The sequence below is a fragment of the Pseudoalteromonas sp. CO348 genome, from assembly GCF_004208845.1.
Taxonomy (GTDB): domain Bacteria; phylum Pseudomonadota; class Gammaproteobacteria; order Enterobacterales; family Alteromonadaceae; genus Pseudoalteromonas; species Pseudoalteromonas maricaloris.
On sequence record NZ_SGPI01000014.1, the window covers coordinates 1 to 12,526 of the forward strand.

Annotated in this window: 10 protein-coding genes and 1 riboswitch; of the genes, 6 read left to right on the top strand and 4 right to left on the bottom strand. The window is 42.0% G+C overall.

Annotation, left to right across the window (positions count from 1 at the left end; genetic code table 11):
- The first annotated feature begins 103 nt into the window (after positions 1 to 103).
- From EXT48_RS05860 to EXT48_RS05875, 4 genes are all read left to right on the top strand, one after another.
- Positions 104 to 1,093, top strand: coding sequence for a hypothetical protein (locus tag EXT48_RS05860; RefSeq protein WP_130163853.1), 990 nt, complete (start codon positions 104 to 106; stop codon positions 1,091 to 1,093).
- Positions 1,094 to 1,223: 130 nt separating this feature from the next.
- On the top strand, positions 1,224 to 1,727 hold the full coding sequence (locus EXT48_RS05865) for a hypothetical protein (protein WP_130163854.1): 504 nt from the start codon (positions 1,224 to 1,226) through the stop codon (positions 1,725 to 1,727).
- 83 nt (positions 1,728 to 1,810) lie between these two features.
- Complete coding sequence (locus EXT48_RS05870) at positions 1,811 to 2,695, top strand: TIR domain-containing protein (protein ID WP_130163855.1); 885 nt, start codon at positions 1,811 to 1,813, stop codon at positions 2,693 to 2,695.
- Between the two features lie 93 nt (positions 2,696 to 2,788).
- Positions 2,789 to 3,700 (top strand): hypothetical protein, encoded by a 912-nt coding sequence (locus tag EXT48_RS05875; protein WP_130163856.1) that lies wholly within the window; start codon positions 2,789 to 2,791, stop codon positions 3,698 to 3,700.
- A gap of 339 nt (positions 3,701 to 4,039) precedes the next feature.
- Here EXT48_RS05875 and EXT48_RS05880 read toward each other — a convergent pair whose 3' ends face one another.
- The 4 genes from EXT48_RS05880 to EXT48_RS05895 form a co-directional block, all read right to left on the bottom strand.
- Positions 4,040 to 4,591 carry a DUF4136 domain-containing protein gene (locus EXT48_RS05880; protein WP_010371911.1) on the bottom strand — a complete coding sequence of 184 codons (552 nt, stop codon included), beginning with the start codon at positions 4,589 to 4,591 and terminating at the stop codon, positions 4,040 to 4,042.
- 107 nt (positions 4,592 to 4,698) lie between these two features.
- Positions 4,699 to 7,476, bottom strand: coding sequence for an ATPase (locus EXT48_RS05885; RefSeq protein ID WP_130163857.1), 2,778 nt, complete (start codon positions 7,474 to 7,476; stop codon positions 4,699 to 4,701).
- The gene (locus tag EXT48_RS05890; RefSeq protein ID WP_010371906.1) at positions 7,473 to 8,021 is read right to left on the bottom strand and encodes a hypothetical protein; all 549 of its coding nucleotides are present in this window, start codon (positions 8,019 to 8,021) and stop codon (positions 7,473 to 7,475) included. The genes EXT48_RS05885 and EXT48_RS05890 overlap by 4 nt, the downstream gene beginning before the upstream one ends.
- A 4-nt stretch (positions 8,022 to 8,025) precedes the next feature.
- Positions 8,026 to 9,270 (bottom strand): hypothetical protein, encoded by a 1,245-nt coding sequence (locus tag EXT48_RS05895; RefSeq protein WP_010604512.1) that lies wholly within the window; start codon positions 9,268 to 9,270, stop codon positions 8,026 to 8,028.
- Between the two features lie 156 nt (positions 9,271 to 9,426).
- Between EXT48_RS05895 and nhaD the strand changes: the two genes are divergently transcribed.
- Positions 9,427 to 10,674, top strand: a complete 1,248-nt coding sequence (nhaD, locus tag EXT48_RS05900; protein WP_010371900.1) for a sodium:proton antiporter NhaD — start codon at positions 9,427 to 9,429, stop codon at positions 10,672 to 10,674.
- Positions 10,675 to 10,819: 145 nt separating this feature from the next.
- A riboswitch (Lysine riboswitch) is annotated at positions 10,820 to 10,990 on the top strand.
- An 88-nt stretch (positions 10,991 to 11,078) separates the two neighbouring features.
- Positions 11,079 to 12,425 (top strand): lysine-sensitive aspartokinase 3, encoded by a 1,347-nt coding sequence (gene lysC / locus EXT48_RS05905; RefSeq protein WP_130163858.1) that lies wholly within the window; start codon positions 11,079 to 11,081, stop codon positions 12,423 to 12,425.
- Positions 12,426 to 12,526: the final 101 nt, after the last annotated feature.

The following is a 12,526-nucleotide window of genomic DNA, read 5'->3' on the forward strand; positions in this document are numbered from 1 at the left end:
ATTGAATCAAAATAGGAACTCAGTTATCGTTTGTTGATTACAAAAACAAATTTGAAACGAGTTATTCTACAGGCTCGTTAGATTATTTAAGTATCGAGGTAATATGGAAGTTAAGGAAAAGAATTCATCTCCTATGGCTAAGCTCCTTAGTGAAACAGGTGGGCCAGCCTTAGTGATGATTATTGGTGCAATGTTAACTACTACTGGTCCTACCTATGTTCAACCTGAGCATCAAATCTATTTAATTATTGCAGGAATTATGTTCATTGCGATTGGTGCTTTTATTACTCTCTATTCATATCTCAGGGGTTCAAAAAGAGTTGTAACTAATGATGATTTGACTCGGAATTTTCTGAAATTCAATAGGGAATTAAGGCGAATTGAAAATCCTAAGTTTTTAGAAAGTAATTTTGAATTAGTTCGAGCAGAAATTGCAAAATTAAATGAGCTATCAATTAATCTAGGCGAAGAAGGAAATACAAGACTTGCAGAATCCATTAGCGCGGTCGTTGATAAAAACATAAGTACTACGATCTTGGAAGAAATAGAAAATAAATATTCGTCTAAAATTTTTGGTGATATAGCTGTAAAAGCAATTAGAGAGAAGTCAGAAGAAGCAAAGTCCAGATTAACTTTTGAGCTAGAACGCTTAGCTAGACGAGCTGCAAATAACCTTGCTATTGGTACGTTAACTACTGCTGGGGCTGCGGCATTACTTATATATACCATTCTCTCTCCTATTCAAGCTACTGACACTATCAATTTGCTAATGCATTATTTGCCTAGAATTTCGGTAGTTATATTTATTGAAATATTTGCTTTCTTTTTTCTTCGGTTATATAGAGAAAACCTAAGTGACTCCAAATATTATCAAAATGAAATAACTAATCTTGAAAGTAAATTTATAGCTCTCGACGCGGCGATGCTTGCTAATGATATGGATAGTGTAAAATCGATTGTTAGTGATTTATCGAAAACAGAACGTAATAGAATACTTAAAAAGGGCGAGACTACTTCTGAAATCGAGGTTAACAAAAGTGATACTCAAACAGTAAAAGAAATTCTATCAGCAGTAATAGGCACAAAAAAATAATCTAACAAGTCGTTCAAGCGGGACTCGTAACAGTTGGCTCGGTTTCGCTCCGCTACACATTTTAGCCAACTGCCACTCGCCCCTTAACGTGGCGTTACATGCCACCCAAATTTCGAAGTATGGAGTCAATATGCTCGAGAAATTAGTTGTATCCGTTTTAGGGAATAGAAATTCTGGTAAAACGACAACATGGAATACACTCTTTGATAAGACAGTAAAAACCGGAACAAGGAATCGAAGGCTTTATCTATCAGAGAGTGAATACGTCGAGGTGTTTCTGGTCAGTGGTTCGCCTGAAGAACGTGAAAAACATGTCAGTGAACTGATAACTGAAGAAAACCCAAGAATTGTTCTTTGTTCTGTTCAATATATAGAAAGCTCAAAAGAAACATTCAATTACTTCTTTGAGAATGAGTACACTTGCTACACCCAATGGCTCAACCCAGGTCACGACGACCATGATTGCTCATATTTTGATGAGCTTGGCCTTGCTAGCTGGCTTACCTATCATGGTCACACATTTTCAATTCGCTGCGGTAAAGAATCTCCTGTACCTCGTGTCCAAGAAATTAAAGATTTCATCTACGGTTGGGCAAAAAGCAGAGATCTCATTTTAATCGAAACAGTCATGTAACAAGGCGCTGCAACCGACCTCCGGCCTACGGCGGCTGAGCGCAGCGTTAGGGCACATATTTCACACCAGAGTAGGATTAAGCAATGGAAGTTTTTATAAGCTGGTCAGGGGAAAAAAGTAGAAAATCAGCAGAGGTTCTACGAGACTGGCTGCCTAGCGTAATTCAGGCAGTTACACCTTATTACACGCCTAAAGATATCGATAAAGGACAGCGCTGGTCCAATGATATCGCAGGCAAGCTAGATGCATCTCAGTTTGGGATAATTTTAGTGACGCGAGATAACCTCAATGCCCCGTGGATTTTGTTTGAAGCTGGTGCTCTATCTAAAAACGTTGGTTCGGCACACGTATGCCCAATCCTTTTAGACTTAAAACCAACAGATTTATCCGGCCCATTAGTCCAGTTTCAAGCAACGCAATTTGCTAAGGATGATATGAGGAAGTTAATCGGAGCTATTAACGATGCATTAGGAGAGAACCGTATTAATGAAAAGACGCTCGACAATATATTTGAGAAGTGGTGGCCTGACCTAGAGAAGGAGTTGAATACAATTTTAACTCAGGATTCGTCAGATAGAGTTCTGGGAGAAGTGAGATCTGACAGAGAGCTTCTTGAGGAGGTTCTAAGATTGGTCAGAAATAATGAATATACGAGCTTTGATTCAGGGAATAGATTATTTGATAAACTGAATCATAAGCCAGTTAGCTACAATGAAAGTACGAAAACTATAACAGTTTGGTTTCATGAAAACTCTCCATATGAAATAGACTTAGATCAAATTGATTCTGGATCGCAGTTGCTAGATTTCGCTCTGCAAATTAATAGAAAAGGCAGATGCAAAGCCGAGCACATTAAGAGCTTTCTTGACTGTATTGAGCAAATAAGTGATCGATACTTCAAGAAGAATGCTCAGGGAGTCTTTTGCCCATTTGGCAGCAATAAGAATGTTGAGTGGCCGGAAGACTAAGCCAGCCCTAACAAAGCGCTGTTGTCGGACTGCTTTTCCGCTAGCGCTTCAAAGCAGCCGCAAAGCGCGGCGTTAGATGCAAATGAGAGTTTTATGACTGATCGTGCAGAACGATATAAAAAATTCGACGAGTTTTACGAAGATTCAAAAGACCTATTCGAGGCGTATTCGAAGGCCTCTGAGAGTAGTGTTCGTTTGGATGGCTTGTATTCTTTCTACGTCAGTCCGGGTGGAAGGCATGGCGGGCTGAACAAGAAAATCGTAGACGTGTTCTATGGCAAACGACCATTTGATTCAACAACAACAATGGGAACCAACTTCCAAAAGATCGAAAAATTGGAAACAGCACATGGGGCCACACTTTCGTATCAGCGAACGGATGATGGGCAAGTATTATGTACACTGAGCCCGGCAGCCTCGGAGAATTTCCATCACCCTGAAGACTTTATTCTTCTGAGTAAGATTAAAAATCCGACTGAGCTTAAGCGCAAATCAAAGTGGCATTGGGAAATGTTTCAGGCCTATATGGAGTCAACATGCTTGGATGGTAGGCCGAGCGTCTTTCAAAAGCTGGCGGTATTTTACCTTCGTAATTTCAAAGAATACGTCGCAAACAAAACGCTACATAAGAGAAGGGCGACCGTATTTTTCAGAGAAATAGCTAAATACACAGCAACAGTCGGGTTAAGTGGATTTATTATTCTGATAGTTACTTGGTCTAAAGACTCTGTTGAGAGCAGCCAAGCCGCTGAAAGACACCTTGAGTTATTAAACGCCTATTCGCACATCGATGATAATGTACGAGCAATAGCTAGTTATTCCGAGGCGATTGAAAAAAGCATTGTCGGGCTTGATAAGAGAACAAATGATAATCTGGAGTCACTTACATCTGCTATCTTTGAAAGTGCTTTAAAAATCGAAAGTTCGATAGATAACCTTAGAGAGAAGAATGAGGCAGAGGCTATGAAGGACAAGGGTGACGATGCTCAAACTGAAGGCAAATAGTCTGTCAGCATCTAACAATTTGCTGCACACGGACAAATTGGTCGCTGTGCTCCCATTTTCCGGTGAGCAAGGCGTTAACCCATAGAAATTTTTATGCGAAATTCGCCTAATACAGCCGACGACCTAAAACATTTCTGTCCAAATACGAGTTGGATGAGCACCCGTTATCGTTATTGGATTTAAGATATGAAGTTGAACGGCTGAGTTTGGCACTTATGCGAAAGTCGGATTTGATTAAGCCCTGACAGATAAAATTAAGACTTATTCACCTTAAGACTGTTCACCTTCAAAATAGTGATGAGGAATTCGGATCAAGCCAAGGCTTGATCCGGTTTTCGCTTAATGTTGTGGCTGTGGTGGGAAGTTAGCCAGCAACTCCGAAATGGTTTTGTTAATTGATGCTGTTCTTTGATCAGGTGATTGGTTGCTACGTAAGCGACCTTCTTTTGCACCACGCCAAACTAGCTGATTAGACGCTTTGTCTATCATATCGAGTACTAGCGTACCTACTTCATATTCACGTGTTGTGGTCTGTGTTTGCCAGCCAATACCCCAGTAGTTCCAACGCGCACCATACGTGGTGTGAAGTGAGTCAGATTCAATTTTTGTATCAACTGATGCGTGATAGTTAACCAGTAAGTCAGCCGATTGCGGATCGGTGAGAGTGAAACCTTGTTTGCTCATTTCGTTTTGAATTGCACTGCGGATCCGCTTTTCCATTAAGTCATTGACCTGGTATTCACGACCATTATTTTTTAGGTCCGCTTCGGGTGACCAAGCATAGGTTTTGTAGTTAGCGAATTGTACAGACTTATCATAATCCCAATCAGGGGTTTTGGCGCAGGCCGCTAACATCAGCACCAAAGTGGCGATAACAATATTCTTAAACATGTGTCTTTACTCCTTAGTCGGATGTTTGCTCTACCTTAACGTGTTAAGGCGTTAAATGGTAGAGACAAGCATCCTTTAATAATTGTGTCTAAGACATTAACTTGGGATTAATGTTCCACTTCTATCCAGTCTTTTTCATCCACCCAGTTTTGGCTACCTTGTGCGACACTGCGGATCGGCACCAAGTAGTCACAGCTGATCTGTGGTTTCACCGATGCAAAAATTGGTACAAACCCAAAGCTTAGTGCGGTTTCGATAATAGCCTTTTGGTTTTGTGGGTCGATATCTGCGGCTTCATCGATGTAAATCGGGATACGATACATTGCTTGCTCTTGATCAGATAACAGATAGCGGATAAATAGCATGCCACATAAAAGCTTGATAGTGATCCGCGTACCGTTTGAGCCGGCCGAGTCAATTTTATCAAAGTGCTCGGTGTCACCTGCGCGGTTGACCACTTCAAAGCGAATGTCAAAGAGATCGGTTAACGTCAATCCCGCTTTATCACTTGCTAGTTTGATGATGTGATCTTTCGCCTCATTAACAGACTTTTCTGAACTAGGCTGTTCACTAAGTAAGTCTAAGCTTTCGCCTTTTTCATATAAATCTGAAGTGCTAATAATGGTATCTATGCTATCAACTAGCATTTTACGAGGGATGACATTGATTTTGAATGCCTGCAAGTTAGAGATACGATGCTGGCTTATGCCTTTGTTAAAGCTGTTCATCTCTCGGCGTAAGCGGTCTAAGTCTTGACGCAGTCCTTTAATGGTTGCGGCCACTTCAGTGAGTGCCACTCGTGCTTGTTTATCGACGGCATCTCGTTCGTTATCTAAGTTATGATACGCACTGATCAGCTTTTGATACTTAATAGTAACGTCTGACTCGTTTTCAAACTTAGTGATCCCAGCATTGTAGATATGCAAGTAGGTATTACGCACATTAACGTCTAAGTTTCTAAGCTCATTACAATCTTTATTAAATTGGTGGATCACTTCAGAGAGGTTATCAAAATCTAGGTTAATTTCGATTTCGTACGGTGCCAGCTTACCCGAATATAGGTCTAGTGTGTGGTCGATACGTTCTGACTTCACTTGCTTTAGGCGGTCGGCTTGGCGCACCAACAAGTCTTGCTTGCTTTTGATGATAGAGCGGCGGTCTGAAATCGAACCTGCATTACGTTGAATATCATGTAAATATTCATCAACTTGCTCTCGTTCCATCTCTAGTTGCTCTTTTAGTGCTTGTTGAGCATCGACCGATTGCAACATGGTTTGATACTGCTCAAAGCGTTTCATGGCCGCTTCTGTTGCCATGAGTTCATCATAAAGCGCATCACGTTCTTTTTGCTTTTCAGCGACGTTTGCAGCTACTTCACGCTGCTGCTTTAAGTCGTTAAGCGACTGTTGTAGTGACTCCTGCTGTGCTTGCAGTTGGGCTTTGTTCTCACCGCTTTGCATTTGTACTGGACTCAGTTTTTTCAACTTAACGGTAGCGCCTGGTACTTTAAGCTCACCACCTTGAACTGACTTCGATAGCGACTCCAAAAATGCGCCAAAGGCATCTTCGTCGGTAATATCAATTTCACCTTGAGAAGTGGTTGAAAACGATAATAGATCTGGATTCAAGATCCGTGAGATCTCTTCCACTTCTTTTAAAGAAAGATCTTCACGCATACGAGTAAACAGGTTGAACTCAAGGTTCTTGAGTTGCAGTTTTAAACTCTTAATCTGCTTTTGCGTTTCGTTGATGCGAAAATCAAGGGTATGGAGACTTTGCCCCTGTGCACTATTAATAGAGAAGGAAAGCTGCTCATATTCCTTTTTCAACAGCGTTAAATTGGTTTTAAGCGTTGCATGATTAGTCAGTTCAAATTCACGCTTTAACGCGTGGAAATCGGTAAACCATTGCTCTATTTGGGTTTGCTTACGCTCGATATCGCGAGATTGCTGGACGTACAGCTGCTGCTTAGACTCAAATTCGCGCTTTTCGGCTTCGATGTCTTCTAGCTGTGTTGCCAGCTCTGCAATTTGCTCGTTGTGATAGTTATCATATTCAACCAAAGCTAAATCGAGTTTCGGGGCGTAAGCCGCCAGTTTACCTTTTAATACCGCTTCATTTTCAAGCATTTTCTCAAGGGCTGAAATTGGCTCTTGCATCGACTCCAGCGCATTTAGTTCACGGCGCGCACGGTTGACCTTATCGAAAGCGCGACGCCAGACTTCATAAAAGTCGACTTTCGAGTTCGACATATGGCGTTCGAACACCTTGAGCATAAAGCGCTTTACGTCCTGTGCGCCGAGTTTGTGCAGATTCAGAATACGACGGAATATTTCTTTGTATACAGGCGCATCTTGGACATTATTCAGTGGGATCATCTTCAGGTTGATATCACCATCAAATGGGGTGGCGCCACCTGTGAGCAAGGCATTAAGTTCTTGTGCTTTTAGCTCTACAGGCTTAAGTTGTTTTTCCTGTAAGTGATTAAATAGCTTAGTGTACTTGATGATACTTTTACCTTGAGTGTAATCATCAAGATTCAGTTTGCCTTGATAGCAAAAAAACTGGTGCGCGTAACCGGCGATTTTACCCAGCCCCGCAACGCCAATGACCACATCGCCGTGGGGGAGGTTGGCTTCCAGCAAAATATAGGATTGATCAGAAGAGAAGTAAAACTTACGCGTTTCTTCTAAATCGTGACCATCCCATTCAGTCAGTCTTAAATCGTTGATCAGTGGAAACTGCAGCGCATTGATCACCGAGCTTTTACCAGTGTTATTCGGAGCGCAGATAGACGCGCTTTTATCCAGAGGAATGACACACTTAGCGTATCCGGCGGTATTTAATAATGCTAGTTTACTTAAGCCGTACAACTGCTCGCTCATAGCTCGTCCTCAATATCATATTGTTCTTCGTTTACTTCCATTAGCGCGTCAATGTAGCGATAAATCGGTGCAAGTAGCATGAAGCCTTGCTCAACCTCACGGGCTAGACCCAGTCTCACCATACGTAAAAACACGTCTTTTCTGAGATCAGAGCCCGAAAATATTTCCAACTGGTCAAAAAGATGCTTATTGAGCTGTACTATGGTTTGCATTAGCTCTAAATCGCAGCTTTCATCAAATAGTACGCGAAGCGGATCTTTACCTTGGTTGGCATAGTGCTCAATCAAAATATAAATGGTTAGGGCAATCGCGCGGGAAATTTTCCCCATATTTGGCGTGCTTTCATCGCTTGCCAAATAGTAAAAGCCACGGGCATCGTGCTGTAAGTCATGGCCTAAAGCTGAAAATAGCGCTTGATAGCTATCAATTTGCTGATCTAATTCTTGCCAAAGGGTAGTGTCTTGCTCACTGATATGATACCCGCTCACCAGTTTTTTATTAATGGCTTGGAGTTCATTGAGCATGTCTAAGTTAATTGTCGTCATAATGCTAATCTTGTTTTGCTTTGGCACTAAATGGATATAAAGAGAAGGTATGCGATGCGATAGTGATCTTACTCTTTTGTTGCTCTTGGCTAAGTGCCAAGTCAGATTCGTTGATCAGCTTTTGATAAAGAAACAGCATTTCGTCTGCTTCGAGATCTGGGTAGCTATCGCTTAAAAAGCCCAATAGTGCCTGGCGCTTTTTACCGGTTTGTTGAAATCTCGTTTTTACCGAGTTGTAATCTGGAATGTTAGGGCTTTGATAAGCTGGCACATCGTCGTGATCGGGCAGCTGATATTCTTCATGCTCAAACTCAACGAGACTTGCCATATAAGCGACCATGTGACGCTTTTGCCCGAGGTTGAAACGTTGAATGTCTGACACAAATTCTGGTTGAACTGGTGAGAGTAAACGGTCAACGCCGCGCTTTCTAATTTGTCCAAGGACTTTAGAGGCTTGGCGTGTAATGAGTGTATTGCGGCGTAGCTCTTCTCTTAACGGCATAAGTAGGTCGGCGCTGCGGCTTAGACTTTCTCTACCAATGAGGTGCATATCTAAAATGCGTGTTCTGAGCTGCTCCAGCATACGTTTGTCTGCAGCACCACGGCCTAATTGTTCAATCTCGTCAATTTGTTCACTGACCTGAAGCTCTATTTGATCAAAGCAGCGTTGGAATGGGCCATGAATATCGACCATTTCCAGCATAGGTTCGATATATTCGTCAAACGCTTCCAATACCGCTTTATATCTCATGCCAAGAGACAGCGTTGAAGTGTCAGACTTTGCTTGTTCAACCAAGTTCATGATAGCGCTTTCGTTATGCTCGAACAGCTTAACAATTTTACGAACGCGTTCGTCCATAATGCGGCTAAAACGGCGTAGCTCAGAGTAGTCAGCTTCTTCACCAGCTTGTGCGATGCGATTACCTAATCTTTCTAAGTCTTTTACCAGCACCGTGATCTCTTCCGCTAAACCAAGGCTCTCTTCTTGTAAAAGAAAGCTGGCGAAGTCAGCGATGGCACGGTTGATTTCTAACTGTGAAGATTTAGCTAAAGGGATAATAATTTCTTGTTGGAGTAATCGATTGGTTTCTTTATAAATTCGTTCACTCGACCAGCTAGGGTTTTTCTGTTTTAGGATGTTTTGTACATCTTTTAGACTGAAATCTGCGAGCTTAAATCGTTTAAAAAGTAGCTCGAGTACGCTCCAGTGTTCATTTATCGTATTTAATAATTTTTTTGCTGGGATCATAACTTTCCAGTGTGTAGTAGCTAAGTTACATCACTACTTCATCAATTTGTCACAAAATGTTTATCGTACGTAGCATGGGGACTGTGATGGTGCTAGAATCCGCCGCGAAAACGAACCCACCCCTTGTTACATTTAATTACAGGTTGTTTACGCATTATGGTCACGCCCATTATTCTAACCCTGATTGCCATCGCTTTTATACTCATCGTTATAGAAGATATTATTCACGTAAACAAGGCCAAAACAACGCTTTTTTTTGGTACTTTATGTTGGATTATCGCCTTTATCTCTCCAATTCATGGTCAAAGCCCAGAAATTGTACAAATTGAGCTAGACCATAACATTTTGGAAATCGCGACGCTTTGGCTGTTCTTAATGGCTGCCATGACGTTTGTGGCCTATTTGAACTCAAAAGGGTTTATCCAAAATATTGTTCACCGGATCATGCCAACCCATATTAGCGAACGCAAGCTAATGTTTTTGGTCGGTGCTTTTGCATTCGTATTTTCGTCAATATCGGATAACATCACCGCGACGCTTATTTCATTAGCTGTAGTCATGTCTTTGAAATTAGACCCGAAAAAGCTAATTAGATATGCGACGTTAATCATCTTCAGTGTTAACTCCGGTGGGGTATCATTGATCACCGGTGATGTAACCACCTTGATGATATTTCTAGCCGATAAAGTGACTATCCCTGATCTGCTTTTACTAATAGCCCCCTCTATTTTTAGCGTATTTATCTTAGCTGCGATGCTGTCAATCGGCATGAATGATAAGATCACCTTTGAAAAGGCTGAATTACGCAGAATTGAAAAGACTGATATCACCATTGCGCTTATCTTTTTATCAACCATTTTTGCCACGTTATTCTTAAGCGTGCAATACCATGTACCGCCGATGCTAACTTTCTTATTTGGCTTGTCTTTGATGTTCTTAATGGCGCAATTCTTGATGCGCAAGAAAGACGTTAATAAGAAAATCATCGACTATATCCGTGAAATTGAATACGACACCTTATTGTTCTTTGTGGGTGTGCTGTTATTAGTTGGTGCGTTGAAAGAGGTCGGTGTACTGTCTAAGTTTACCGATTTATATCTGCATCTTGCGCCGGAATACGCAAATTACTTGGTCGGTTTAATGAGTGCGGCGGTAGATAACGTGCCGTTGACGGCGGCGCTATTAAAAGCAGACATTACGATGACTCCAGCGCAATGGCTAACCTTTACTTATGCGACTGGCGTTGGTGGCTCTATGCTTATCATTGGTTCTGCAGCGGGGATCATTGCAATGAGCAAGGTTAAAGCCTTAACTTTCTCAAGCTATCTTAAAATGAGTATCTACCTGCTTATCGCATATACCATTGGATATAGTGGTGCGTATTTCGCGGGTCAGCTTATTTAAGACCAATGGATTTAATTTTTTACCGCTTTGGAATAAGTTTTTCATAAATAACTTGACACCTAGACGGCTAAAAGATAATTTTCTTACATCGCCCGCATTGATTGCGGGCTTTTATTTTGTTTTTATTCAGATTAACAAAGGCAAAATAAACAGAAGAGGCGCGATGCTTAGGTAGTTAGTGTGAGGTGACGAGACCAATGACCACTAGTGAGGGAAGTATTCGCCGAGGAGAAAAGTTGCTCGTCGCAACGATTCTTCGGTTTACGAGGCTGAATCCTCGGAACTGTCACCGTATTGGTGGAGAGCTTCTGGCAAAGGTCATTTCAAGCGTTCGTCTTTCTAGAAATCCCATGCCGAGTTCTCCTTATAAAATTTGACTGTGCCAACAGTCGAGAGGAGAGAAAATGAATTCGCAGTATGTTGTAGCCAAATTTGGCGGTACCAGTGTCGCTGACTTTGAAGCTATGTCTCGTTGTGCCCACATTGTTCGTGACAACCCAAATGTTCGAGTGGTGGTTGTGAGTGCATGTGCTGGCGTAACCAATCACCTGGTGACGCTAACCCAACAAAAGGAAGATGAAGCCGGGCGCAAAGCAGTTGTTGCAGCGGTTGAAAACATACAGCAAGCGATTATCGATCAAGTGTCTTTGGATGCTGATCTTGCAGAGGGTTACAAGCAAACTTTCAGTGAATTTGAAAGCCTTGCGAGTTTACCAGCACTTGGCAGACAGCAATGCGATGAAATGTTGAGCTTTGGCGAACGTTTTTCTTCTTATTTGTTTACCCAAATACTACGTAATAATCAGGTCCAGGCGTCGCGCTTTGATGTACGTAAAGTGCTTAAAACAGATAACCAATTTGGAAAAGCGAATCCAAATGTTGCAGCTACGCGTGAAGCTGCGCAAACCAATTTGGTCGCGCTACTTGGCGACACAGTGCAGGTGACGCAAGGGTTTATTGGTAGTGACCAATACGGCCAGACGACCACGCTTGGTCGTGGCGGTTCTGATTATAGTGCTGCATTGTTAGCAGAGGCAATTGACGCGTCAAGTGTGCATATTTGGACCGATGTTGTTGGTATTTTCAGTACCGATCCGCGTTTGTGTGTAAAGGCTAGACCTATTCCTCGTTTGAGTTTTGATGAAGCGGCCGAAATGGCGACATTTGGTGCCAAGGTGTTACATCCCGCAACTATATTGCCAGCGAGTCGTAAAGGTATTTCAGTATTTGTTGGTTCAAGCCGTGATCCGCAAGCGGGTGGCACTTGGATTGAAAAAGAGAAAACGGCGCAAGCAGGCATTCGTGCAGTGACACAACGTAAAAACCAAATACTATTGACGTTAAAGAGCCCTGAAATGCTTCTTGCTAGCGGCTTTTTGGCTCGTATCTTCACCATTTTAAGCAATTACAATATATCGGTTGACTTGGTAACGACTTCGGAAATTAGTGTTGCACTTACGCTGGATAATGCGCCGAATGCTTCTCGACCAGAGCTAGAACAAGCTTGTTTGGATGAACTTGGCGAGTTTTGTCATGTGACCGTTGAAAATAATCTTACTTTGGTGGCCATGATAGGTTCTGAGATCCAGTTGAAGAAGTGCCAACTTAACCTGATGGATGTGTTGTCAGAGTTTAATATTCGATTGATATGCCATGGTGCGAGCAAGCACAATCTGTGCTTTTTAGTTGAGCAGCAGGAGTCAGATCAGGTCGTGCAGTCAATTCATGCTAAATTACTAGAGGTTGCATAAGTGAATTTATTGCCCATTCGGAACTAATAAAAAAGTTGCATTATTGAGTGATGGGTGGCACTTTGTTTATAACGGTTAGGGTCTGCTGACCATCAAGTTTG

Excerpts from the sequence above, each read along its gene's own strand:
- EXT48_RS05885 (WP_130163857.1), bottom strand. The coding sequence starts at position 7,476 with ATGAGCGAGCAGTTGTACGGCTTAAGTAAACTAGCATTATTAAATACC.
- EXT48_RS05865 (WP_130163854.1), top strand. The coding sequence starts at position 1,224 with ATGCTCGAGAAATTAGTTGTATCCGTTTTAGGGAATAGAAATTCTGGT.
- EXT48_RS05875 (WP_130163856.1), top strand. The coding sequence starts at position 2,789 with ATGACTGATCGTGCAGAACGATATAAAAAATTCGACGAGTTTTACGAA.
- EXT48_RS05890 (WP_010371906.1), bottom strand. The coding sequence starts at position 8,021 with ATGACGACAATTAACTTAGACATGCTCAATGAACTCCAAGCCATTAAT.
- EXT48_RS05895 (WP_010604512.1), bottom strand. The coding sequence starts at position 9,270 with ATGATCCCAGCAAAAAAATTATTAAATACGATAAATGAACACTGGAGC.
- nhaD (WP_010371900.1), top strand. The coding sequence starts at position 9,427 with ATGGTCACGCCCATTATTCTAACCCTGATTGCCATCGCTTTTATACTC.
- EXT48_RS05870 (WP_130163855.1), top strand. The coding sequence starts at position 1,811 with ATGGAAGTTTTTATAAGCTGGTCAGGGGAAAAAAGTAGAAAATCAGCA.
- EXT48_RS05860 (WP_130163853.1), top strand. The coding sequence starts at position 104 with ATGGAAGTTAAGGAAAAGAATTCATCTCCTATGGCTAAGCTCCTTAGT.
- EXT48_RS05880 (WP_010371911.1), bottom strand. The coding sequence starts at position 4,591 with ATGTTTAAGAATATTGTTATCGCCACTTTGGTGCTGATGTTAGCGGCC.
- lysC (WP_130163858.1), top strand. The coding sequence starts at position 11,079 with ATGAATTCGCAGTATGTTGTAGCCAAATTTGGCGGTACCAGTGTCGCT.